Genomic DNA, 26,181 nt, shown 5'->3' on the forward strand with positions numbered 1-26,181 from the left:
CGTGATGATTACAGACACCCGGTGGGCGAATGCTTATTTTTTGTCGTCTTTGACTTCTTCGAACTCAGCATCGACCACATCATCATCTGCTTTCGAGTTCGCTTGTCCTTCTGCACCCGCTCCCTGCTGGGCTGCTTTTGCTTGCGCCGCTTCCATCAGCTTGCTTGAAGCTTCCATCAGAGCTTGTTGCTTCGCTTCGATGGCTTCTTTGTCGCTACCTTTCAGAGCTTCTTCTAGCTCTTTGATGGCGCTTTCAATCGCTTCTTTATCACTTGCTTCAAGCGCATCACCCGCTTCATCTAGCTGCTTACGCGTTGCATGGACAATCGCATCCGCTTGGTTACGGGTTTGCACGAGTTCTTCAAACTTACGATCTTCCTCAGCATGCGCTTCGGCATCACGGACCATCTTTTCAACTTCGTCGTCACTTAAGCCTGAAGACGCTTTAATGGTAATTTGTTGCTCTTTGCCGGTGTCTTTATCTTTTGCCGACACGTGCAAGATACCATCCGCATCGATGTCAAAAGTGACTTCAATTTGTGGTACACCGCGTGGCGCTGGACGAATCCCCTCAAGGTTAAACTGGCCGAGCGACTTGTTGTCTGCCGCACGTTTGCGCTCACCTTGAATAACATGCACGGTTACTGCTGCTTGGTTATCGTCTGCAGTTGAGAAGGTTTGCGATTGCTTAGTCGGAATCGTGGTGTTCTTCTCAATCAGTTTGGTCATCACGCCGCCCATGGTTTCAATACCCAGCGACAGTGGGGTAACGTCAAGCAACAGGACGTCTTTCACATCACCTTGCAAGACCCCAGCTTGCACCGCAGCACCTACAGCAACCGCTTCATCTGGGTTCACGTCACGACGTGGCTCTTTACCGAAGAAATCGGTGACTGCAGCCTGCACTTTTGGCATCCGAGTTTGACCACCGACCATGATCACTTCGTTGATGTCACTGACCGACAAGTCGGCATCTTTCAATGCCTGCTTCACTGGCTCAAGCGATTTCATGATCAAATCTTCAACCAAAGACTCAAGTTTTGAACGCGTAACTTTAATCGCCAAGTGTTTCGGACCAGTGTTATCTGCCGTGATATACGGCAAGTTCACTTCGGTCTGTTGCGCTGATGACAACTCAATCTTGGCTTTTTCAGCCGCTTCTTTCAGACGCTGCATCGCCAATGGATCTTGGCGCAAGTCGATGCCTTGGTCATTTTTAAACTGGTCAACAAGGTAGTTGATCATACGGTTATCAAAGTCTTCACCACCGAGGTGAGTGTCACCATTGGTCGCAAGAACTTCAAAAGTGTGCTCGCCTTCAACTTCATCAATTTCGATGATTGAAATATCGAAGGTACCCCCGCCTAAATCGTATACCGCTACAACGTTATCGCCCGACTTCTTATCCATGCCATAGGCAAGGGCTGCAGCTGTTGGCTCGTTGATAATACGCTTCACTTCAAGACCCGCAATCTTACCGGCGTCTTTCGTCGCCTGACGCTGCGCATCGTTAAAGTAAGCAGGAACAGTAATAACCGCTTCGGTAACTTTTTCACCTAAGTAGTCTTCTGCAGTTTTCTTCATCTTCTTCAGAATTTCTGCAGAAATTTGCGGTGGCGCTTTACGGTCATCATTGATCTGGACCCAAGCATCGCCATTGTCCGCTTCGACAATTTTGTACGGCATAATGCTGATATCGCGCTGAACTTCTTCGTCTTTAAAACGACGACCAATCAGACGCTTAATCGCGAAAAGAGTTTTGTTTGGATTCGTGACTGCTTGGCGCTTGGCAGGTTGACCGACCAAAGTTTCGCCATCGTCAGTGAAGGCCACAACTGAAGGAGTTGTGCGATCGCCCTCGGCGTTTTCAATAACACGCGCTTTGTCGCCATCAAGTACGGCAACACATGAATTGGTTGTACCTAAATCGATACCAATAATTTTACCCATGATTCGTCTCCAACTTCCAAATCTAATAACAGGTTCGTTATCTCTGATATGGGGTATGAAATTTTAATTTCAACACCCCAAACAGGGTTATTTAACGGATTGCCTAGTTAATGGGGGTCGAAAGTCAGAAAACAACCTTATGAGTAAATTTTTTTTAGCCCCAACCAACTGGTTTATAAGCCATTGGATATTGCGGCATGCCCAACACCCGGTTCAACCAAATATGGTGTGGTGGGAGCTTTTGCCGCGCCATTTGCAGGCGTTGGATAATCGCTGGATGCACTTGCGTGGCGGGACGGTTCGGACCAAACCACTGCTCACTCTCTTCTTTCAAGAATTCCATCCCGAACAAAATACATTCGTAACTTTCATGGTTCCACAGACCACCCGTATCAACTGCTGGGCGACGGTCATGGCTACATAAGTCGGCTGCTTGCGGCGCTTGACTCATGCCACTAAACCACTGGTCTTGGAAATCATGTGGGGTCGGCGGCTTGAAGCGCCAAAAATCAAACTTCGCTTGTAAGCGGTCGGTAATGTGTTCGCGCAACTGCACCGTTTTCCAAAACTCGGTATCGGTGCGCTTGGTCAAACAATAATGCATATTGATGAAATCAAGAATTTCATAAAAGCGATTCGACATAATGTGGTTATAACGCGAGGCAAGTTGCTCCATTCCGTCATCATGCCAAGGAAAATGCTCGGCAAGTAACACTGCTCCTAAATCACTTAGATATAGGCCGGTTGATTCGAGCGGCTCGATAAAGCCCCCAGCCAACCCAATCGCAATCACATTTTTAGACCAAATTTGTTTGCGCCGCCCTACTTTGAAATCAACAAAACGTGCAGGTAAGTCATCGGTGTTGCCACCTTGATAGGCGCGCATCTCACGTTCAGCGGCTTCTTTATCAATAAAGGCACTTGAATGAACATAACCAATCGAACGGCGGTCGTTTTGTGGGATATCCCAAATCCAACCATTTGATAGCGCGGTTGCCGTAGTATACGGTCGGACCATACCAGGGAAATGAGTCTCATAAGGCAGATGCATGGTCACCGCGCGGTCACACAACAAATATTGCGAGCAATCTTCGAAACCCACACCGATTTGTTGCTCAATCAGCTGAGCACTGAAACCCGTTGAATCAACAAACAAGTCGGCCTCTATGGTCTCGCCTTTATCGGTGCGAACGGCAGCAATGTGACCATCATCACGCATCACCACATCAACCATATTCGCCAAGGTATGAACAACCCCGCGTGGGGTTGAGAAGTCGCGCAGATAATCAGCAAATTTTTGCGCATTCATATGGTAGGCATAATTCAGTGGCGCGCCCATATCCCATTTCCCCAGCATCACTGGAGCCAGCCCCCACTCGCACAAAATAGGTTGTACCGAGCAAGTTTCCATAAATGGAATCGATTGATCCGACATCAACCAATCCATCCCCGCGCGGTCGAGTGGTTGCCGGCGCATACTCGAAAATGGATGGTGATAAAACGACATGTCGTTATGCACCCAATTGGTGTAACGAATCGACTGTTTAAAACTCGCATTTGTCGACTTCATGAAATCTAGTTCATCTACGCCAACCACTGAGAGCAAGTGCCGCATCGAGGGAATCGTCGCTTCACCAACTGAGATCCGCGGCGTATCCGGCGACTCCAGTAATTGAATATCGACTCGAGGGCGCTCACCGCGCTGATTTAAGGCCCCATTCAAATAGGCTGCCGCCATCCAGCCAGCCGAGCCGCCACCAACGATCAGGACCTTTTTCTTCTGCATGTCGTTCACCACATCAATTTTTTATTGTTATTTTTCGTAACCTAAAACTTTACGTAACCCCGGCGCAGCAAAATCGACCAATTGCTTTTGTTGCTGCGGAAGTTCATTTGGAACCTCTAACGCGAGGTTTTGCAGGTTATCCCGATATGTGCCGCTTTGCTCACGATCAGAGCCAAGTAAAACACGCTCGCGCCAATCGTCTGGCAAACCGCGACCCGCTAACACTGGCGCTAATAAATCAGCAAAATAATTTTCCGCCTCGTCACTTTCGAGCTGTTTCAACTGCGCGATCATATCTTCATAACGAACTAACTTCGCCCCAGTTCCAAGCCATGATACGCCGTTGTGGGTAAAGATCTCATTTAGGGTCGGCGCTTTTTGGTAGATTCCGAAAATCATCATATTCAGCACTTCTTCAATGGTCACCCGCCCACTTTTCAAGTTTTCCATGTTGCCTTGAAAGGTGTCTGATAAGAAGAACCGAGCGCGCGCCAGCACCCAATCATAGGGATCACGCACCACCACGATATGTTCAGCATCATGTAGTGCCATCACAGATTCATCACTGAAGAGTAAGTGCCCCCAACTTAGCTTTGGCTGCAGCGGATTAAACACTTGTATGTGCTCACGTAGATTTGGCAGCTGCACGAACGTCTCGTGATATTGCTGCGCAACTGGGACGAACATCCGAAAAATGTTTCGAATTAAGTGGGTGCCACACTTAGGCACAGAATTGAGAAAAACAGGTTTCACCAAAGGCGCGTGTTGGTAGTTTCCATTGATGTCATTCAAGGTATCGGGTTTGGCTATAATACGGGGCATGAATTGGCTCTTTTATTTTTATCGTAAATTTCAGTCGCTAGACCTTAGCTAGAGTTCAGTATGCCAAAAATAAAAATGCCGACAAGCTTGTCGGCATTTTCATTTGTTTTAGCAGTTCGCTTAGAAGGTGTATGACAAGTTCAAGAACACCCGACGACCTAACCAGTCATACTGACTGTAGAAGGCCGTGTTACCCAAGCGTGATACCACACCACCACTGGTTTTTGGTGGCTCTTTATCAAACGCATTGGCAACCCCAAGAGTGACCTCGAAACCGTCGTCGCGGAACTCTTTAGTCGCTGCAAAGGCATGATAAATCACCGGCGAACTATCGATAGTGAGGTATACCTCGTCACCGTAGAAAGTTGTGATGTTATCACCGCTGAGACGACGGTTCGCGTTGTTGACTGCACCCACGTAACGTGCGGTCCAGTTAAACGTCCAGTCATCTTTTTGCATTGCAACGCGGAAGTTACCTACGTGCTCTGGGCTTCCGAAGTTACCTACACGATCGATCGGCACACTGGTCTCGAACAATTGGCTTGAAGCTTCAAGTTGCATGGTGTGCTCATAAGTAATATCGAATTCAGCAAAGTCCGTGCTAAACGGATAGTTAAAATTGAAGTCGATACCACGGTTGATCTGGCTCGCGATGTTCAAGTAACCACCACGAACTTCTTCGATACGAAGGTCTGTTGCGTTACGGAAGAACTGATCACACAGTGGCTCAGTACTGAAGTTCTCAGAGTTGTAACACTGACCAACGATCTGTGCAGCTGAGAGCAAGGTTACTTCCCCATCGATTTCGATTTCGAAGTAATCCACACTCACACCAAGGTCAGACCAATCTGGCGTGTAGACAAAACCAAGTGTACGCGCAGTTGAAGTTTCTGCTTCAAGCGTACCTGCACCACCACCTGTGAAGACGGTTGCTGAGATTGCACCACCAGTGTAATCCTCTGGGATACCATCAGCCGCACAGTTATCGGCTAGGCGTTGAGTAATTGACTGATCAGCTAGGTTTGCGCCCCAGTTGATACATGGGTCAATTGAACGCTGACCGATAAAGCTAGTTTGGTTGTTCAGATAAAGTTCGTACAACGCTGGTGAGCGGAACGAAGTACCTTGTGACGCCCGCACGCGGAAACCATCAGATACCAGCCAGTTCAAGCCAGCTTTATAGGTTGAATCGCTACCGTACGAAGATACGTCGGTATAACGCGCTGATACGGTCAAATCTAAACGCTCTGCGAATGGCATGTCGGCCAATAATGGCACTTGCAATTCACCGAATACTGCACGCGTGTTCGATTTACCTGTGGTGATACCTGCAGAGGTTTGTCCCCAAGTATTGGCACGAAGTGTTTCCGCTCCGGGAGTGTCAACGATTTCGTCTTGCTGATATTGCAAACCAAACGCTGCTCCCACAACGCCCGCTGGCATTTCGAACAAGTCGCCGGTGATCACACCTTCAAAAGTCCGCTGCTTGTAAACCGTGTTACCCGTTTCAGTACCGAACAAGAAGTTGCGCACATCATCCGAAATGTTGCCAGCAAGGAACTGCGGATCAAGCCATGGGATATCGATACAATCGACACCACGGACTGAAGTTTGCGTGCCCACACATGAGCCCGTTGCGAACCAACCATCTTGGATTGAGTCGTTATAGATAATCTTAGTTTGATAGTCACCATCGCTGCGGCTGTCTTGGACGTTAACGTCCCAGAACCAATCACCGATGTAGCCTTCCGCACCAATCACGAAACGACGATAATCAACTGTGATTTCTGAACCTGAGTGGTCAGTAATTGGCGTTGGGCTCAACCATTGCGCACCGGTCCAGCCTTCACTCAACGAACTACCTGCGAAGAAGTTTTCGTTGTAGATGTATGTCCAGAACTGGCGATAACCATTGGTGGTGGTTTTACGACGGTTCAATAACACTTCACCATAAAGGGTAACGTCATCGCTTAGCCACATTTCACCTTGACCATAAAGGGTGCCGATTTCCTGCTTCGGCGACAAGCTCTCGAGATCTTGGAATGGGTGGTCAGCGTTGGTTAGACCATCAGAGAGCTTGTCAAAGCTAACTGGATACCAACCTTCTGGTGTACGCATATCAAATGGATCGTTAGCCGTATCGTTAAAGCTCGGGACGTACTGGCCTAAGTTACCGTCGTAGTCGAACTGAGCAAGCTTACTGCCGCGTGATGGAAGTACGTTACTATCGCCAGTGATACCGTTGGCATAGTCATAAATCCACACGTGACCCCATGGTAAGTCGTTACAATGGTAGTCACCGGTACGTGGATCAACGATATCGGCACGCTCACCAGTGGTCGTATCGAACACATAGTTTTGCGCACAGTTAAAGAAGTCACGGTCACCCATTGCCAATTCGTTGGCCCGGTTATAGTCCGCAACTAAACGGAATGAACCGTTATCGAAACTACGACCAAAAGTACCATTTACACGCAATGTTTCACCGCCCGACTCGGTCGGCTGGCTTAAGTTGACGTTAAAGTTACTCTCATCACCTTTCTTAGTGATGATGTTGACAACCCCTGCAACAGCGTCAGAACCATACAAAGATGATGCACCATCTTTAAGGATTTCAATCTGTTCTACTGCAGCAAGTGGCATGATGTTCAAATCGAACGCTGAGACCTGGCCACGGGTTCCCGCAGGACCAATCCGACGACCATTCAATAGCACCAAGGTACGGTTTGCGCCAAGACCACGCAGTGAGAGCGTCTCAGTACCGGTACCACCAGCAGTTACGAAAGCAGTTGAGGCTGCTGCAGTGACCTGGTTCGCACCAGCTGCAACAGTTGACGAGCGAAGTAGGTCACCTAGCGTCACCATACCTTGGCCGATAGCTTCATCAGCAAGGATAACTTCGACTGGAGCAGCTTGGTCTAAACCGTCGCTGCGAATACGCGAACCGAGGACCTGAATACGCTCTTGGGCTTCTTCAGCCTCAGGTTGCGTATCTTGGCTCTCATCTTGCGCTTGAGCAGTGAAGATACTCCCAGCAAACACACAGCCCATGGCCAGTGCTAACCGGTTTAGCTTCAATTCAGAAGAGGTTCTCATAATTGTAAGCCCTTGATTAATCAATTGTTATAGTTTTTAATAGGCGTAACGCAGGGTCCGTTTCCTAGCACCTATCAAACTCATAATAACCAAGGACTTACAAATTACAAATTTATATTCCCTAATTGATTCCAAAAATCATTAGGTTAAAACGCATAGTTGTTAGTTTTTAACGACCATGACCATGGCTGGTCGCAACAATCGACCACTTAAGGTGTAGCCTTTTTGCATCACTGCCATAATGGTGTTGTTTTCTAACTCAGGGTTTGCCTGCATCGACATCGCTTGATGCAATTCTGGGTTGAAAGGCTCGCCCACTTCACCAACTGCTTCTACTGCAAACTTATTTAGAGTGCTTAATAAGGTTTTATGGGTCAGCTCAATCCCTTCTAGGAAGTTCGCATCGAGCGTTTCGTTCTGTCCGGCAATTTCGAGTGCTCGCTCAAGGTTGTCAACGCTTGTCAACAACTCGCCGGCAAACTTTTCTAACGCAAATTTGTGCGCTTTTTCGACATCTGCGGCAGCTCGACGCCGCACATTTTCCATCTCAGCAACGGCGCGAACCGCGCGATCGTTGGCATCTTCTCTCGCCTGCTCAGCTTGCTGGAGGGCGAGCTCGAGTTCGGCAATACGCTCCAGTTGCAGATCCTGCTCTGGATTTTCTGCCACAGTTTCAGTCTCGACTTGCTCGACTTGCTCTACTTCGCTCTCGACCTGCTCAACATCTTGAGTCTCGGGGTTTTGCTTTTCGGTATCGCTGCTACTCATTCTAATAACTCTTCTAAGCTTATCTTGTGAAAACCAAACAAATCACGCTAATCTGTCGGTAGTGTATTATACCTTGTCTGCATAGATGGGGTCAGCCGTATAGGATTCAAGTTCGGATGAAAAAAAATATCACTGCGTCAACCTTACCTGCGTTTAAGCGGATTGCGCTACTTGGTAAAGTCAACCACAGCGCCACCGAGAATACCTTGGCTGAACTCGAGCAGTTGCTCCTGCAAAGAGGATACCATGTTGTGCTCGAGGAGCGCACTGCTGAGCAACTCGCTCATTCAAGTTGCCCCACTTATCCACTGGCAGAGTTAGGTGAAGTCGCAGACCTTGCAGTAGTCGTCGGGGGGGACGGTAATATGCTGGGTGCAGCCCGCATTCTATCGGAGCAGAACCTACCGGTGATTGGTGTGAATCGCGGCAACTTGGGGTTTTTAACGGACCTTGATCCTGACCAAGTCGAGAGCCAACTGCTCGATGTCCTTGCCGGCCAATATCGACTGGAACGACGCTTCTTATTACAAGCAGAAATCTATCGTGGCGGGCACCATGAAAACGCCGGACGTGCAATTAATGAGATCGTACTGCACTCGGACAAAGTGGCCCACATGATCGAGTTTGAAGTTTATGTCGACGACCAGTTTGTTTACAGCCAACGCTCGGATGGTTTAATTATCAGTACTCCCACAGGCTCTACCGCCTATGCACTCTCCGCAGGTGGCTCAATTTTAACTCCGGGTATCGAAGCCATCAGTATTATTCCAATGTTCCCCCACACACTCAGCAGTCGGCCACTGACGCTTCCATCGAGTAGTAAGGTTTTACTGCGCGCAGCACCAAGTAATGAACCGCTCCAATTAAGTTGTGATGGCCATTTGCGCATGCACGTGGAACCCGGGGACGAAGTCATCATCAAGCGCTTTAGCCATGAGCTCGTATTAGTCCATCCGCTCGACTATTGCTATTACCGCGTCTTGCGTAACAAGCTGGGCTGGGGCAGCCGACTATTTTAAGTCGGCTCACGATTGCCACTTGCATTACTGTATAAATACTGTATAACTACTGTATATATTATCAGTTATTGAGGTGGCCATGCTGACTCATCTACAAATTCGAAATCTCGCTGTTGTGCGAAACTTGGATACTGATTTTAGTGCCGGAATGACTGCGATCACCGGTGAAACAGGAGCCGGTAAATCCATCGCTCTCGATGCTTTAGGTTTATGTTTAGGCGACCGCGCTGACGCTGACTTGGTTCGCGCTGGGCAAAGCAAAGCTGAAGTCATCGCTGAATTCGAACTCACCCCAACGAGCCCTGCTTTACAATGGTTAGAACAGCAAGAACTGAGTGACGAAAACCATCCTCATACCTGTATTATTCGGCGGACGATCACTCAAGAAGGTCGCTCGCGAGCTTGGATTAACGGTGCGGTTGCGACGGTCACGCAATTACGTGAGTTAGCGCCATTTTTAGTCAATATTCACGGTCAACATGAACATCAACTGCTGAACCGAGCTGAGTATCAACAGCGCATCTTAGATGCTTACGCTGGACACAGCCAATTACTGCAGCAAGTTACTGAACACTACCAGCACTGGCGTAAGTTGCATCAACAACAGAAGCAGTGGCAACAGCAGCAAGAAGAATTTGCTGCCCGACGTGAGTTACTTGAGTACCAAGTACAAGAGCTCGATGAATTTGGCCTAAGTGAAGGTGAGTTCGAGCAACTCGACCATGAATTTAAGCGAGCGGCTAATACTGCTGGCTTAAAGGAAGATGCTGAGTTTGCGCTCAACGTGTTATTTGAGGTTGAGCATAATAGCGCCCATGGTCTCGTTCAGGCGGCCCTCAGTCGACTGGAAAACCAGCTGGATAATGACCCGCAACTTGCCGATACGGTAAAGCTACTGAGTGATGCGAAAGTGCAAATCGATGAGGCCTGTCGTGATTTACGTCATTATTATGACAATCTTGACGTCGATCCAGCGACCCTTGCGCAAATTGAACAGCGTGTCAGTCAAGCGGTTAAACTTGCGAAAAAACACCAAGTCGAAGCGGCGATGTTGCCACAAAAACATCAGCAGTTAAGCGAAGAGCTGGCGCAGCTTAGTGCAACAGAAAGCGATTTATCCGCGCTTGAGCAAAGTATTCAGCAAGCCAACCAAGCCTATCGACAAGCTGCGGCTGAGCTGAGCAAATCACGCCAACAAGCCGCCGCTAAATTAGCCAAAGCGATCACCGCTAGTATGCAGCAGTTAAGCATGCCTCATGGTCAGTTTGCGATTGAGGTTGAACACCATGCACAGCAGCCAGCAACTGCAATGGGAACCGATACTATTCAGTTTTTAGTCAGTGCCAATCCGGGCCAACCTCTTCAGGCTCTCGCAAAAACCGCGTCCGGTGGTGAGCTGTCGCGAATTAGTTTGGCTATTCAAGTCATCACCGCGAACCAATTAACCACTCCAACTTTGATGTTCGACGAGGTTGATGTGGGAGTAAGTGGTGCAACTGCCGCGACGGTTGGTAAACTACTGCGTCAACTTGGCCAACAAGCCCAAGTGATCTGTGTAACTCACCTGCCCCAAGTCGCAGCATGTGCGCATCAACAACTGCAAGTGGCCAAAGTGACCGATGGGCGCAGTACCGAAACCTCGATGATTGCCCTCACAGAAGCTGAACGGGTGCTCGAAATAGCGCGCTTACTCGGCGGCGATAAAGTGACGGAATCTGCCAAAGCAAACGCAGCCGAATTACTCGCACATAGTGACTGAACTCTCCTAATTTAATGCAGTCAATCATGACAATGGGCTAGTCATGAGAGACTGCATTGGCTATCATCGCAGTCTTAAGTGCTAAGACAAATGTCTACTGCTAATGCTAACTGAGTGAGTTCAATGCAAAATATGAGAATTGTTGTCGCCGTCTGTTGTGGCTTAATTTTAAGTGGTTGTTCAGTATTCAACGGGTTGGTGTACCGGATCGATGTACCGCAGGGTAATTATCTTGAGCAGCGCGATGTCGACCAACTTCGGGTCGGGATGAATAAGGCACAGGTTGAATATGTTTTAGGCGCGCCTGTAGCTGCAAGTGCGTTTAACAGTGATACATGGCATTATGTTTTCAGTATGAACTCAGGAACTGGCGCAGCAAGTTATACACAACACATTACCCTGCGCTTTGAGAATGACCAGCTCGTATCTTACGAAGGTGATTTCGAGCGTCCTGAAAACTTCGATATTCCGCTGGAACAGTAAGCCGTCTGTCAACCAGCGTTCCAACACGATAAGGAGCGTCATGGTGTCCCCTAGTCACGGCGGTGACAGTGTTGTCCACGCAACAGATATTATTCAAAGCCCAGCTGATCAGTGCCATTATCAGGCGCTGACCTTAGCTAATGGGCTGCGCTGTTGCTTGGTCCACTCGCCCGAGGCGCAGCACTCTGCCGCCGCTATGGCGGTTGCCACTGGTCATTTTGACGATCCCGAAGACGCCCAAGGCTTAGCTCACTTCCTAGAGCACATGTTGTTCTTAGGAACCGAAGGCTATCCAGCCGCTGAAGATTACCAGAATTTTATTGCTAATCATGGCGGTGGCCATAACGCTTGGACCGGCACTGAACTCAGTAATTATTACTTTCACATTCTGCCAGAATACTTTGGCCAAGCACTTGACCGCTTTTGCCGATTTTTTTATCAGCCGTTATTGCATCCAGATTGGGTTGCTAAAGAACTCGAGTCCATTGACGCTGAATTTCATTTAAAGCGTCAAGACGAACTACGCCGACTGTATCAAGTGCATAAATCGACAGTGAATCAAGCGCACCCTTTTGCTAAGTTCTCGGTTGGCAATCGCAATACTTTAAGTGATCGACCGGATCGCCCTTTGGCTCAGCAGTTACGAGATTTTTTCCAAAGCAACTACCAAGCACAATGGATGACCCTCGTCTTAGTGGGTCCGCATTCGCTGGCTGAATTGCAACAACTCGCGCTGCAATATGGCGAAGAAATTCCCGGACAGCCGGAGCGGGTAAAACCTGCTATTGACGTTCCATTGTACCTGCCCGAGCAGCTTGCAGCCCGCATTCAAATGCGCCCTTTAAAAGACGTGCAGCGGCTCATTATCTCCTTTGCGCTGCCAAGTATTGATGCCGATTATGCGCATAAAACAACAAGTTTTATTGCCCATATACTCGGCTACGAGGGGCCTGGTAGTCTTTTTTCGCTGCTGCGCGAGCGCCAGTGGATTGTCTCCCTCGCCGCAGGCGGTGGAATCAGTGGCAGTAACTTCAAAGACTTCAACATCAATATGCAGTTAACCGACGAAGGTCTTGCGCACATTGACGATATCATCGCTGAAGTCCTCGCCTACATTCGCCTGATTGACGCAATGGCAATTGAAGAATGGCGTTACCAAGAACGCCAAAACACGATTGCGCAGGCGTTTCGCTATCAAGAGCGCAGCCGCAGTAAAGATTTAGCACCAGCATTAGCCGTGAACCTGCAGCAATACAAACTCGAGGATGTGGTCTTTGGGGACTACCGCATGGATGGCTTAAACCATTCATTCGCCAGGCAGATACTGCAATTGATGACACCTGATAATATGCGCACAACCGTCATTCATAAGCAGGTTGAAACGGATCAGATTGAACCCATTTATGGATCCGAATATAGCTTCTCGCCACTCTCAAATGACAGTCTTGCCCGTTTTCGCGCCATCAGCGCAAGTGATAGCCAAGCACGGTTGCCGCAAGCTAACCCATACACGGGTCAGTTGCGTCCGCTGCATCCGGTCAAGCGGGTGCAAAGCGTACCGGAACTGACCGTCATTAATTCGAAGTTGCGCCATTGGCACTTACAAGAAGCAGAGTTTAGAGTTCCTCGCGCGCATCTATACCTTAGTTTTCGCTTACCCGCAGTCACGGCCACTGCGCGCAGTTTTGCGCTAGCACGATTATGGTGCGAGTTACTCCTCGACTACCTTAGCGAGTCCTGTTATGACGCTGAAGTTGCTGGGTTACATTACAATATTTATCCGCAACAACAAGGCATTACGATACATATATCGGGCCTATCCAGCGGCGTTGCGACGCTGAGTCAGCAACTACTGATCACCCTTCAAAACGCCACCTTTAGTCCGCACCGATTTCATGTTTTACGGCAAAAACTAGCGCAAAATTGGCGCTCTGCACTGGCCAGTCGTCCGCTTAATCTATTGTTTTCAAAATTTAATGTATTAGTGCAACCCAACACCTTTGCAGTCTGCCAGCTCGCCGAAGAACTGGCGGAGATCGATCTTGCCGACTATCAGCAGTGGCGCAGCCAACTGTTTAATGAAGTAGCCATCGAATCCTTTAGCTGCGGTGATATCATTACCGAGGAACTGCACCCTGTGTTAGAGCAAATCCAGCAGCTCACCGCAGCAGCTAAACTTGCGCCACTGGCGCAGTTGGACGCTCGTGGTTTAGCAGAATTACAAGCACAAGACTTCAAAGTATGCGAAGGGTTGCGGCAAACGCATCCGGATAGCGCGCTCATTTTAGCCATTCAAGGCGAACAAACCGAACTGCGCGAGCAAGCACTTTTCCTGTTATTTAACCATTTAGTCAATAGTGCATTTTTCCATCAGTTACGAACGGAAAAACAGTTAGGTTATTTAGTTGGAACCAGTTATTTACCCATTCAGCAACGTCCGCATTTGCTATTTTACGTGCAGTCGTCAAATACTGACACCGAACAATTAACGACAGCGGTCGAACACTTCTTAGCTGATTTCCAGCTGCACCTGCAGCAATTCGACGCTGACCAGTTAGCCTCCGCACAACAGGCAATCCGCCTACAACTGCTTGAACCGGACACTAATCTGCGTTTGCGCGCACAGCGTTTCTGGAGCTCAATTACTCAAGCTGACACTGATTTTGCTCGTTTAAACCAACTTGCTGAGGCACTAGAACACCTCACACCCAAGGATTTACAGCAATTTTTTAACACTGCTGTGTTGCAGACGACATCGCGCTTATACCTTAAAAGTGAACCGACTGCTTTGACAGCCGTGGCAGAACCTGATTAACTTTAGTCATAGTCTATCGACCCTAGTTTGAGTATCCGAACTTGAAGCACTTTTTATTGGCGGTTAGTTGCTTACTGGTAAGCTTACTAAGCGTGCCGGCGCAAGCATTCCAACCTAGCTACGATGAATGGCAAGTCGAATTGATCACCCTCCGTCTCGCCAATCAACCCATCGATGCGACCGCTTTAGATGCGCGTAATCGGCCTCAGTTATACAATACCGAAACCCTCTACCTACCTGAGATTGATAAGCCCTTCTCGATCGAATTTGGCGCACCCTACGCGCCCAACGCCAGTCAGCTGTATTATCGCTACAAACTAGAGGGGGTCGATCAAGATTGGATCTTTACCGATGCAAGTTTTCGCCGTGCGACCTACACTAATCTCCCGTTTGGTCAGCATTCATTTCGTGTGAGCGCATCAATTGACGGTCAACTCTGGCTCGGTGAACGCGCCATCATTCTCGATGTTGCCCGACCACTGTGGTTGAGTTATTGGGCTATCGCACTGTATCTAATGCTTGCGTTCGCAATCATTTATGTTGTCGTGGTGGCACTGCGGAGCAAACGTAAGGCCCTCAAACAATTACGCGATAGTGAAGAGCGTCTCAAGTTAAGTCTATGGGGAAGCGGTGATCTGTTGTGGGACTGGGATATGACCACTGAGCAACTCCATTGCCATAACAGTTGGCGTGATTTCCCTGAGTTTCCACTTGACCAAATTCGCCATAAAAATTCAGTTCATCCGACCCCAACTCAGCTGGGTGCGATTCACCCTAACGATCGCGAGCGGGTCCGCACCGAACTTGAAGCCTATCTCTACCACCAGAGTGAGAGTTACGAGAGCACCTACCGAGTGCGTGGCGCGAAAGGTTGGGTTTGGGTGTTAGACCGAGGCAAGATAGTCGCCCGTGACGAGCAACAGCGGCCACTGCGAATGACCGGCACCCTCAAAGATATTACCCCTTTGGTTGCCGCAGAAGAGCGACTGAAAATGCTCGCTGCTTCGATAACTAATATTTCTGACGGGGTGTGTATCTACGATGAACAATTCAGAGTCGTCGAAACCAACCAATCATTTACTCGAATCACTGGCTATCAACGTGACGAAATCGTTGGTAGCCCGCTCACCTTTAAACTCTACAACCGTGATTACTTAGAACAAGTCAAAGCGATGCTAGCCTTGCATGGCACTTGGCATAGCGAGATAGAAGATTTGCGCAAAGATGGTCTGCAATACCAAATGGATTTAACCATCGATGCAATTCGCGATGATAGCGGCACCATTTCTCATTATGTTGCAACCTTCTCTGATATCACTGACCGCAAACATAAAGAACGTGAACTCAGACGTTTAGCAAATACCGATACCCTGACTGGTCTGCCAAACCGCTCCTATTTTCAAGTGACGCACTCAAACCTGGTGCGAAAACGTATCGCCCATGCCTTGCTGGTGTTCGACCTAGATGATTTTAAGAAGATTAATGACTCGTTAGGCCACGAAGTTGGTGATCACCTCTTGCTCCAAGCAGCCGAGCGCATTAGCGATGTCGCCCGCGCCCAAGATACTGTTTATCGTATCGGTGGCGATGAGTTCGCTCTATTGCTCGAAGATACCACGAATATTCATACCATTACCCAAGCCGCAAATCGGATCCTCGATACCCTGCGTCTCCCCTTTAATATTCGCGGAGAAGATGTCGTGATCAGTGGCTCGATCGGTATTGTTGTCTATCCTGCGGATGGTGAGACCTCGCAAGAACTGCTGCAAAATGCTGATACCGCCATGTATCACACCAAAAGTCGGGGCGGCAATGCCTATCACTTTTTCAACGAATCGATGAACCGCAATGCGGTGCGTCGCCTGCACGTTGAGAGCCAGCTGCGCCATGCCCTGAAGCACAACTATTTGCAGGTGCATTACCAAGCTAAAGTCTCACTTAAAGATCATCGTTATGTCGGTCTCGAGGCGCTCGTTCGGCTCGATATTCCCGGAGCAGAGGTGATTAGTCCGGCCGAGTTTATCCCGCTTGCCGAGGAAACTGGACTGATTATTGATGTCGGTGAACGGGTCTTGCGTCAAACTTGTCGAGATATGCGTAACTGGATTGCGGCTGACCAAGTGACAGGCCGGGTTGCGGTCAACTTATCGGCAAGACAATTCTTACAACCGGATTTAACCCAGCGCATTAAGACCATTCTTGCCGAAGAGGGTTTACCTCCGCACTATTTAGAATTAGAAATTACCGAAGGTGTGGTCATGGAAAATCCGGAGCGTGCGATTCAGATCATGAGTGAATTACATCAAACCGGTATTCACCTTGCCCTTGATGATTTTGGCACCGGCTATTCATCGCTTGCCTATTTAAAACGCTTCCCGATTCAGACCTTGAAAATCGATAAGGCGTTTATTGACGATATTCACAGCGCTGAGCGTGACCGCAATATGGTGGCCTCAATTGTAGGGATGGCACATAATTTAGGGTTATCGGTGGTGGCAGAGGGCGTTGTGGATTATCAACAGGCACAGATTTTAGCCGGATTAAACTGCGAGTACGCACAAGGTTATCTGTACGCCCAACCCCTTAGCGGTGAGAAGTTTCTAGAACATATTTCGACGCCTTTGCAGGCGCCGAAATCATACCTACTGAACTAACGAACGTTCCAAATTACCCCGTTGCGACCTTGCGACTGCAATCGCTTAAGTCGCTTATGGGTGACAAACATGGGCAACATGAAGGGCCCAAAAAGCAAGCCTAGAGCCCCCCACCGCTTCGCTCCCATGGCGTTTCGCAACGCCTGAATATAAAGTGTTAGCGCAGACAACAAACAACACAACGCAATAATCACAATAACCTCATTCGTTCAATTAGTTCGGGTAAAACAACTGCTGTTGCTCAGCCATTTCGAGCAATAATGGTGCGGGTTTAAAGCGCTCACCAAATTGTTGCTCATAGCCTTGCAAACGCTTGACCACTTCGGCAATGCCAAGACTATCCATATAGCGGAACGGACCACCGCGGAATGGTGGGAAGCCGATACCAAAAATAGCACCGATATCGCCATCGCGTGGGCTGCGGATAATTCCTTCAGCCAGACAGTAAGCAGCTTCATTCAACATCAACAGCACCGCTCGATCCGCCACCTCAGTGGCAGCCATCTGTCCCTTAGGTTGAATATCAAGCAAACGGTAAACACTTTCATCAACCGCTTTGCCCGGTTTCTTACCCTTATAGTCGTAAAATCCTTTTTTATTCTTTTTGCCTTTACGCTCATCATCAAGCAACTTACTGAATGCCGCAGGTGCAGCAAAGCGCTCACCAAGCTCATTTTCCATGATCGGCGCAACCTTAGCGGCAACGTCAATACCTACCTCATCCATCAGTTTAATCGGACCGACTGGGAAGCCGCACTTAACCAATGCGCGATCAACATTTTCAATCGGCTCGCCAGCAAGCACCATACGAGCAGCTTCATTCATGTAAGGAGCGAGAATCCGGTTCACGTAAAAACCGGCGCCATCTTTCACTACAATTGGAGTTTTCCCTTGCCGCTTCGCCAATGCGACCGTGGTTGCAATGGTCTCGGCCGAGGTCCCTGGATGAGTAATGATTTCAGCAAGCGGCATTTTATCAACGGGTGAGAAATAATGCAGCCCGACCACCCGCTCCGGATGTTTGGCCTGCGCCGCAATTTGGGTAATTGGCAAGCTTGACGTGTTGGTCGCAAAAATTGCATTCGGCGCTTCACGCTCAATATCTGCCACCATTTGCTGCTTCAAGTTCAAGTCCTCAAACACCGCCTCAATCACCACATCAGCATTTTTAAAGCCGCTGTAATCAAGGGTACCGCTTAACTTGAGCATGGTGCGTTCAAGTTCGCTGCGGCGCATGTGCTTGCGCTTCACTTTCTTATTCAGCAACTCATAACTATAACGCAGCGCATGGCTAATACCGGTCGGATTGATATCCTTGATGCGTGCCGGGATACCTGCTTTGGCAGCGGTCACGAAGGCAATCCCACCGCCCATTAAACCACCCCCTAAAACACCGACTTTATTCACTTTGGCAGGTTTCACATCACCCGCACCCGTCTCTTTTTTCATTTCAGTGGTGGCAAAAAAGATGCCGCGGAGTTGCTTTGATTGCGGCGTCATCGCCAGCTCAGCAAATTGTTTTGCTTCGTACGCTAAACCTTGCTCAATGCCATGCTCAACACCAAAGGCAATGGTATCGATAATTTTGTCGAGAGCAGGATAATTGCCCTGTGCTTTTGCTTGCGCTTGTTCGCGCGCTTTCTTGACGATGATACCGCGGCCAAAACCGGTGCCTTCGAGGATTTTATTCACAAATGAATGTTTGACCTTTTTAATCCGTGGCTTGCTGGTTTTAGCGAGCTCAATCGCCGCTTCCAATAAAATGCTTGCGGGGACAATGTCATCGACAATCCCAAGCTTTTTCGCTTGTTTAGGGCGCAGCTGTTTACCGGTTAAGATCAACGGCAAAGCTTTTTGCATCCCAATCACCCGCGGGAGTCGTTGGGTCCCACCTGAACCAGGAAGCAAGCCCAGCTGAACTTCGGGTAAGCCCAATACAGTTTTGCTCGAGTCCGTTGCAATCCGGTAATGACAAGCGAGTGCGAGTTCTAACCCACCGCCCAAACAGACACCATCAATGGCAGCCACCACAGGTACTTTGAGCTGTTCGATCCGATCAAACATCGCTTGCCCTTGACGCGCCAAACTCTCGGTATCAGCCGCATTGCTTAAACCATCAATCATGCTGATATCCGCACCCGCGACAAATGAACCGGGTTTATCGCTGATGACGACCACCCCTTTGAGATCTTTTGCCTGTTCTAGGTTTTCAAGCACAGCGGTCACTTCATCGGCAAAACTGGCTTTGAGGGTATTCATCGAATCGCCCGGTACATCAATGCGAATTAGGGCGATATGGTCATCACGCATCTCTAAGCGAAATGCTGGCTGTTGCGTTGTCGTCGTCATTATTCGCTCTCCACAATCATTGCTGCACCAAGGCCACCCGCTGCACAAGCCGTAGTTAAGGCGGTGCCGCCGCCGCGGCGTTTAAGTTCATGTAATACTTGCGTCAACATCCGCGCGCCAGTAGCCGCAAATGGATGGCCGTAGGCAATTGAACCACCGAGGACGTTGAATTTATCCATATCAATTTCACCAATGGCCTCACTGCGCCCAAGCTTTTCTTGCGCAAAAGTCTTACTGGCAAACATTTTTACATTGGCCAGCGACTGCGCAGCGAATGCCTCATGCATATCGATTAAATCTAAATCACTCAGTTTCATCCCAGCGCGATCAAGTGCGATTGGGGTGGCATACGAGGGCCCCATCAACATATCTTCCCAAACATCAATGGCGCTGAAAGCATAACTGCGAATATAGCCTAATACTTCATAGCCGAGTGCTTTCGCTTTGCTCTCGGTCATCAATAGCACCGCAGCAGCCCCATCAGTCAGCGGAGTACTATTGGCTGCAGTCACACTACCGTGTTTGCGGTCAAACACTGGCTTAAGGCGGGCATAGCCAGCAAGGTCACTTGCTTCTCGGATGGTATTGTCACGGTCCAGAAAATCTTTATACGGCTCGGCGTAAGCAGTCATCACTTCAGCACTTAGTTTGCCCTGCTCCCACGCTTGATGCGCTAAAGTATGAGAACGATGCGCCAGCTCATCTTGTGCGGCCCGCGTAATACCATGACTTTTCGCCATTTGCTCCGCAGTATCGCCCATCGTTAAGCCCGTGCTGTATTCAGCAATCGCCGGCGGCACTGGCATCAGGTCTTTGAAGCGTAAGCGCTTTAAAATGGCAAGACGCTGACCTAAAGTGCGTGCTTTATTGAGGTCGACCAAGGCATGGCCGAGTTTACGTGAGACCGTAATGGGTAACACCGATGAGCTATCTGCCCCGCCGGCAATTCCGACTGAAATATTACCCGCTAGCATACTCTCCAGCACATTGGCGGTCGCTTGGAAGCTGGTCGCACAAGCACGCGAAACACTGTATGCATCAGTGCTGACCGGAAGCTCGGTACCGAGCACAATTTCACGCGCAATATTCGGTGCCTTCGGCATTTGAATCACTTGCCCAAACACCAGCTGTTCAACTTCGTTTGGATCAAGTTGGGTGCGATTCAGCAGTTCTTGCACGACCATCTTACCGAGGTCAAGTGCAGGCACACCATGATAATATGTCGCCTGCTTGGCAAATGGCGTGCGCAAGCCTGCCACAATCGCGATGCGATCACCTTGGCGGGTGGTTAAATTTTGTGTCGCCGTCCCCATAGTCTTATCTCCAATGCTGGTGTTAGGGTTTGATCTGGTCAGACCTCACATAAAGTTACAAATTTTAGCCGCATTCGCTCGAGAATTAAACCGTTGTTTTCGGTACAGTGAGGTCTTACAGTATGCGGAGTCGATAGGTTGACCGTCAGTATAGCCTGTTTGCAGTGAATCAACAGAGGATCCTCATGAGCGCAGAACACTTTCAAGCCTTACGTAACTATCTTAATAACCAAGTTCTTGGACAAGAGCGCTTTATCGAAGGGTTGTTAATCGCCGTGCTGGCAGATGGGCACTTACTCGTAGAAGGCCCACCTGGGCTTGCAAAAACTCGCGCAGTGAATGCTCTTGCGAACGGCCTAGAGGGTGATTTTCACCGTATCCAGTTCACTCCTGATCTGCTGCCAGCCGATTTAACTGGAACCGACATTTATCGCCCCGAGGACGGCTCTTTTGTGTTTCAACAAGGTCCACTGTTTCACAATATTGTGCTCGCAGATGAAATCAACCGTGCCCCAGCAAAAGTTCAGTCCGCTCTACTCGAGGCGATGGCAGAGCGACAAATTACGGTCGGGCAAACCTCGTATTCGCTGCCAGATATGTTCCTGGTTTTGGCAACCCAAAACCCGTTAGAGCAAGAAGGAACCTATCCGTTGCCCGAAGCTCAGCTTGACCGCTTTTTGATGCACTTGAAATTAACCTATCCTGAGGCCGCCACTGAGCGCGATATTTTACGCTTAACGCGTGGCGAGGATATCGCCGGACAACAAGCGAAAATGCCATCACCGCTGCAGCAAAAAGATATTTTTGCGGCACGCAAAGAAGTCCTCAATATTTACATGAACGAAGAGGTCGAAAACTACTTGGTCGAGCTGGTTATAGCGACCCGCAATGCAGCGGCCTATAGCGAAGACCTCGGGCGTTGGATCCATTATGGCGCAAGTCCACGGGCAACCATTGCACTTGACCGTTGTGCTCGCGCAAAAGCCTGGCTCGACAACCGCGATTTTGTCACTCCTGATGATATTCAGGCGGTGTATCAAAATGTTCTGCGTCATCGCATTATACTCAGCTATCAAGCTGAGGCAGATGGGGTCGATGCCGACCAAGTTCTCGCCACCCTTAGCAGTCTTGTTCCTGCGCCTTAGGAACATAGAGCGGTAACCACAAGCGATGAGTACAACAATCGAGCAATGGCTGAAACATTGGCATAGTAACGGCACTCATGTTGAGTTAGCCGAGCTGATGTACTATCGCAGCAAAGTCGGCGCATTTATTAAACAACAACGTCAACAAAGGCAAACACCAACGGGCGTTCTCCTTAGCAAACATAAAGGGCGCGGGATGGAATTTGACGAAGTTCGTCACTACCAACCCGGTGATGATATTCGCGCGATTGATTGGCGCGTCACGGCCCGCACTGGCTCTCCCCATACCAAGCTTTACCGCGAGGAGCGAGAGCGTCCGGTTATGGTAGTGGTCGACTTGGGTCAATCGATGCAGTTTGGCTCAACCCTGCTATTAAAATCAGTACAAGCCTGTCATCTCGCCAGTGCCATTGCTTGGGTCGCGAGTCATCAAGGTGATCGTATCGGAGGCTTACTCGGTGCTATCGAAGATCACGCTGAACTGAAACCTATGGCGCGGCAACACGGCGTCTTAAAACTGTTACAACAACTGGTGCGCGTGCAACACGAAGGGATTAACCATTCTGTAGCGAATTGGCAGAACCAACACGCCTCAGCGCATCCGGTGTTAGCCGCCTTACTGCAACGAACTCTGCATGTTGCCAAGCCAGGCACCATTGTCTATCTGGTCAGCGACTGGCTACATTTTGATGACGAGGCTAAACGTGCGCTCCAATTGCTGCAGCGACACTGCCAGGTCAGACCGATTCAAGTGTTCGATCCGTTTGAACAGCAGCTGCCCTTTAGCCAGCCTCGTCCTGAGTTAGCGGTGTATGACCAACAGCATGATTTAGCGCTCTCCAGCCGGGCTGCGTTAAAAGCCTATCAGACCGCGGCAAACACCCGCCAGCAGCAACTCCATGAGCAATTTCGCGAGCTCGGTTTGCAGTTACGGCAAGTGGACGCTAGTCGCCCCCTTGAGCAACAATGGGCTGAGGTAATGCAATGAGGCTAGATCAGGTTCCGACTGAGCTACATGATATTGTTGCCGCGCCTGCGGCGAGCTGGTGGCCACTGGCACCAGGCTGGTATGCGCTGGTTGCGCTACTGACGCTCAGCCTCAGCGTTCTCGTAATTTGGTTGCATCGCTACTTGCGTAGCCGCCGAGTCCGTAATCATATGCTCAAGCAGTTACGCCAACCTCAACCCAATTGTCAGCAGGTCACACTGCTCATTAAACAGGCCTGTCTCGGCTATTTACCCCGCCAAAGCATCAGTGAATTGAGTGGGGATGATTGGGTTAACTTTTTACTGACTCCTCTGTCGAGTAAGCAACAGCAACAATGGCAAGCATTATTGCGTACCGCGGTGCGTGAGAGCTATGTTGCTAGCACTGACCCCTCGACCGTCGCTGAATATCAAAAGTTCGCACGTTATTGGCTACACTTAAGCTTACCGAATAAAGTAAAACAGCTACAGGGGGCCGGCCATGTATGAATTTAACTGGCCCTGGCTGGGCTTGATTTGGCCTGTTCCGCTGCTCCTTTGGTGGCTGCGCAAACCGTTTCAAGCTCAACTCCAACGCTTACGCGTGGCCACTGTGCCAGCGCATGCGGAGCAGTCGCTTAAGGCAGCCGATAGTCGCATCAGCTTACTCCTCGCGCTACTCATTTGGACGAGCCTAGTGCTTGCTGCGATGCAGCCCACTTGGTTTGGTGAACCCATAGCAACCCGCAACGAGGCGCGTGAAATGATGCTCGCCGTTGATTTATCGGGCAGTATGGAGATTGCCGATATGGAACTCAATGGTAATAAAGTCGATCGTTTGACCATGGTTAAAGCTGTTCTCAGTGACTTTATTGAGCGTCGCAACGGTGATCGGCTCGGGCTAATTCTGTTTGCCGATACGGCTTATGTACAAGCGCCCATGACCTATGATCGAGAGACCGTAAAACAACTTCTCGATGAGTCGTCGCTACGATTGATTGGCGAGCGAACCGCTATCGGCGATGCCGTGGCGCTAGCAGTCAAACGCTTCCAACAGCACGAAGATACGAATAACATTGTGATTCTATTGACCGATGGGCAAAACACTGCGGGTGCCGTCTCGCCGGAGCAAGCATTGCAATTGGCACAATACAACGATGTCAAAATCTATGCGATCGGCGTCGGTGCCGAAGAAGTTATTGTCGATGGTTTTTTCGGTCAACGCCGAATTAACCCTAGCCGGGATCTGGACGAAGCCATGCTACAAGGATTTGCCGAGGCCACTGGCGGTCGCTACTTCCGCGCGCGCAGCACCACTGAACTGGCAGAAATCTATCAATTACTTGATGAATACGAACCCATTGCCGGGGATGAGCAAATGCAGCGGCCACAGGTGAGTCTGTTTCATTGGCCACTCGCTTGTGCTTGGCTGCTGGCGTTGCTTTGGATGAGTTGGTTCGGGTTAAGGAGGCGGCGATGAGTGAATTTCATTTTATCCGTCCGTGGTGGTTACTGGGATTATTACCACTGGCTGTGCTCGCCTGGCAGTTTTGGCGCGTTAAGCGTAACCAAGGCGGTTGGCAAGGTGCCATCGCACCACATTTATTACATTTATTACAACAGCAAAGTCAAAGCTCTCAGCGTGCTTGGGCACCGCTGAGCTTATTCCTTGCCATGACGCTCGCAACCCTCGCCTTGGCAGGGCCAAGTTGGGAGCGCTTGCCACAACCTGTGTACCAACTGAAAGCTGGAACCGTAGTGGTGATGGACATGTCACTGTCGATGCGAGCGACCGATATTAGCCCCAATCGCCTTACCCAACAACGCTTCAAAGCAATAGATCTGGTCCAGGACTATCTCGATGGTGAAATTGGCTTAATAGCATATGCCGGTGATGCTCACATCATTAGCCCGCTCAGTACCGATAGTAAAAACTTAACCAATTTGATTCGTGCCTTAAGCCCTGAGATTATGCCCATCCGTGGCAGCAATCCTGAGGCCGCAATTCGACTTGCCGACCGCTTACTGAGCGATGCGGGATATCTAGCCGGCGATATCATCTGGCTCACTGATGGTATCGACAGTCTCGATCAACGCCTGATCATTGACTTTTTGCGGCAGACTGAGCATCGCGTATCGATCATGGCCGTTGGTACGCCAGCCGGAGCGCCAATTGAGCTAAGTGATGGCAGTTATTTGCGCGACCGTAACAACCAAGTCGTGATTCCGACCTACTCGCTTAATTTACTTGAAACAATCGCCACCACAAGCGCTGGCAACTTTGTCCAACTGCGAAACGATGCGCTTGACCTGGAACGCTTAACCCAGCTCAGCCCACTACAGGCGGATGGTGAAAAAACCGATAATGAAGCCGGTGACCAATGGGCGGACCGCGGTGCATGGCTGTTATTACCCGTTTTAATCCTGGCTTTGCTGTTTGCGCAAAAACGTCGCCTCCCGCATATTCTAAGTGGCTTTGTGTTGGTATTGAGCTCTCTGATAGTGAGTCCACCTAGTTTTGCCCAACAAGACGAACCGCTTAACTGGACTGAGCAACTCTGGCAAACGCCCTATCAGCAGGCCGACCAAGCCTTGCAGCGCGGTGCTTTTGAACGCGCCCAAGGGATCAGTGAAGATGCCTGGCAACGCGGCACTGCGGCATATCGAGCGGGAAACTATGAAGCCGCTTTAGTGGACTTTTCGCAACGTGTTGATGCGGTAGGTTTCTATAATCAAGGCAATGCATTATTTCAGTTAGAGCGCTATCAAGAAGCTATCATGGCTTATGACGAGGCGCTGCGGCAGCGCCCTAATTGGCTTGAAGCAGAAGAGAATAAAGCACTTGCAGAACAGCGCCTAGCCGAACAACAAGCCCAGCAAGAGCAACAACAAGGCGAGTCGAGTGACGATCAGAATGGTCAGCAACAGCAACAAAGTTCAGAACAAAGCCAACAAGATGAACAGCAGCAAAGTGATGAGCAGCAAGGCGACCAACAGCAGCAACAACAGCAACAAACTGAACAACAACAGGAAGCTGAAACTGCCGCTGAAGAAACTGAGGCAGAGCAACCACAAGAGAGCATGCCTGATGCAAACGCTGAAGCCTTGACCGAAGAACAGCGACAACAAATGGAACAATGGCTCAATCGCATCCAAGATGATCCTGCGATTTTGTTACGCAATAAAATGTTGCGAGAGGCGCAACGCCGTCAGCAACAAAACCGGCTACCCAAAGGAGTAGAGAAAGAGTGGTAAA

General features: G+C 49.4%; 17 protein-coding genes. 10 read left to right on the forward strand and 7 right to left on the reverse strand.

Annotation, left to right across the window (positions count from 1 at the left end; translation table 11 throughout):
- Positions 1 to 33: 33 nt before the first annotated feature.
- The 5 genes from dnaK to grpE form a co-directional block, all read right to left on the reverse strand.
- Positions 34 to 1,950 carry a molecular chaperone DnaK gene (dnaK, locus tag CWI83_RS04115; RefSeq protein WP_126826146.1) on the reverse strand — a complete coding sequence of 639 codons (1,917 nt, stop codon included), beginning with the start codon at positions 1,948 to 1,950 and terminating at the stop codon, positions 34 to 36.
- A 154-nt stretch (positions 1,951 to 2,104) separates the two neighbouring features.
- Complete coding sequence (locus CWI83_RS04120) at positions 2,105 to 3,736, reverse strand: tryptophan halogenase family protein (protein ID WP_126826148.1); 1,632 nt, start codon at positions 3,734 to 3,736, stop codon at positions 2,105 to 2,107.
- Positions 3,737 to 3,763: 27 nt separating this feature from the next.
- On the reverse strand, positions 3,764 to 4,558 hold the full coding sequence (locus CWI83_RS04125) for a hypothetical protein (RefSeq protein ID WP_126826151.1): 795 nt from the start codon (positions 4,556 to 4,558) through the stop codon (positions 3,764 to 3,766).
- A gap of 120 nt (positions 4,559 to 4,678) precedes the next feature.
- Complete coding sequence (locus CWI83_RS04130) at positions 4,679 to 7,654, reverse strand: TonB-dependent receptor plug domain-containing protein (protein ID WP_126826154.1); 2,976 nt, start codon at positions 7,652 to 7,654, stop codon at positions 4,679 to 4,681.
- A gap of 162 nt (positions 7,655 to 7,816) precedes the next feature.
- On the reverse strand, positions 7,817 to 8,422 hold the full coding sequence (gene grpE, locus CWI83_RS04135) for a nucleotide exchange factor GrpE (RefSeq protein ID WP_126826157.1): 606 nt from the start codon (positions 8,420 to 8,422) through the stop codon (positions 7,817 to 7,819).
- A gap of 116 nt (positions 8,423 to 8,538) precedes the next feature.
- On the opposite strand from grpE, the gene nadK reads away from it, so the two are divergent.
- From nadK to CWI83_RS04160, 5 genes are all read left to right on the forward strand, one after another.
- Complete coding sequence (gene nadK, locus CWI83_RS04140) at positions 8,539 to 9,441, forward strand: NAD(+) kinase (protein WP_126826160.1); 903 nt, start codon at positions 8,539 to 8,541, stop codon at positions 9,439 to 9,441.
- A 79-nt stretch (positions 9,442 to 9,520) separates the two neighbouring features.
- Positions 9,521 to 11,200: a DNA repair protein RecN gene (gene recN / locus CWI83_RS04145; RefSeq protein WP_126826163.1), complete on the forward strand. Its 1,680-nt coding sequence runs from the start codon at positions 9,521 to 9,523 to the stop codon at positions 11,198 to 11,200.
- Positions 11,201 to 11,323: 123 nt separating this feature from the next.
- Entirely contained in the window at positions 11,324 to 11,683 is a 360-nt protein-coding gene (locus CWI83_RS04150; RefSeq protein WP_241969868.1) for an outer membrane protein assembly factor BamE, read from the forward strand.
- Positions 11,684 to 11,723: 40 nt separating this feature from the next.
- Positions 11,724 to 14,498: an insulinase family protein gene (locus CWI83_RS04155; RefSeq protein ID WP_198677244.1), complete on the forward strand. Its 2,775-nt coding sequence runs from the start codon at positions 11,724 to 11,726 to the stop codon at positions 14,496 to 14,498.
- 41 nt (positions 14,499 to 14,539) lie between these two features.
- Positions 14,540 to 17,152, forward strand: a complete 2,613-nt coding sequence (locus CWI83_RS04160) for an EAL domain-containing protein (RefSeq protein WP_126826169.1) — start codon at positions 14,540 to 14,542, stop codon at positions 17,150 to 17,152.
- Between the two features lie 213 nt (positions 17,153 to 17,365).
- Here CWI83_RS04160 and fadJ read toward each other — a convergent pair whose 3' ends face one another.
- Both fadJ and fadI read right to left on the reverse strand, forming a co-directional pair.
- On the reverse strand, positions 17,366 to 19,501 hold the full coding sequence (gene fadJ / locus CWI83_RS04165; RefSeq protein WP_126826171.1) for a fatty acid oxidation complex subunit alpha FadJ: 2,136 nt from the start codon (positions 19,499 to 19,501) through the stop codon (positions 17,366 to 17,368).
- Positions 19,501 to 20,814, reverse strand: a complete 1,314-nt coding sequence (gene fadI, locus CWI83_RS04170) for an acetyl-CoA C-acyltransferase FadI (protein ID WP_126826174.1) — start codon at positions 20,812 to 20,814, stop codon at positions 19,501 to 19,503. The genes fadJ and fadI overlap by 1 nt, the downstream gene beginning before the upstream one ends.
- A gap of 185 nt (positions 20,815 to 20,999) precedes the next feature.
- Between fadI and CWI83_RS04175 the strand changes: the two genes are divergently transcribed.
- Genes CWI83_RS04175 through CWI83_RS04195 form a run of 5 tightly spaced genes read left to right on the forward strand, consistent with a single transcriptional unit; the run spans position 21,000 to position 26,180 of the window.
- Positions 21,000 to 21,959 carry an AAA family ATPase gene (locus CWI83_RS04175; RefSeq protein ID WP_126826177.1) on the forward strand — a complete coding sequence of 320 codons (960 nt, stop codon included), beginning with the start codon at positions 21,000 to 21,002 and terminating at the stop codon, positions 21,957 to 21,959.
- A 25-nt stretch (positions 21,960 to 21,984) separates the two neighbouring features.
- Positions 21,985 to 22,947 (forward strand): DUF58 domain-containing protein, encoded by a 963-nt coding sequence (locus tag CWI83_RS04180; RefSeq protein WP_126826180.1) that lies wholly within the window; start codon positions 21,985 to 21,987, stop codon positions 22,945 to 22,947.
- Positions 22,944 to 23,435, forward strand: coding sequence for a DUF4381 domain-containing protein (locus tag CWI83_RS04185; protein ID WP_126826182.1), 492 nt, complete (start codon positions 22,944 to 22,946; stop codon positions 23,433 to 23,435). The genes CWI83_RS04180 and CWI83_RS04185 overlap by 4 nt, the downstream gene beginning before the upstream one ends.
- A complete protein-coding gene (locus tag CWI83_RS04190; protein ID WP_126826185.1) occupies positions 23,428 to 24,405 on the forward strand; it encodes a vWA domain-containing protein in 978 nt (325 codons plus the stop codon). Before CWI83_RS04185 ends, CWI83_RS04190 begins: the two co-directional genes overlap by 8 nt.
- On the forward strand, positions 24,402 to 26,180 hold the full coding sequence (locus CWI83_RS04195) for a VWA domain-containing protein (protein ID WP_126826187.1): 1,779 nt from the start codon (positions 24,402 to 24,404) through the stop codon (positions 26,178 to 26,180). The genes CWI83_RS04190 and CWI83_RS04195 overlap by 4 nt, the downstream gene beginning before the upstream one ends.
- Position 26,181: the final 1 nt, after the last annotated feature.

The sequence above is a fragment of the Pseudidiomarina taiwanensis genome, from assembly GCF_003987435.1.
In the GTDB taxonomy this organism is placed as follows: domain Bacteria; phylum Pseudomonadota; class Gammaproteobacteria; order Enterobacterales; family Alteromonadaceae; genus Pseudidiomarina; species Pseudidiomarina taiwanensis.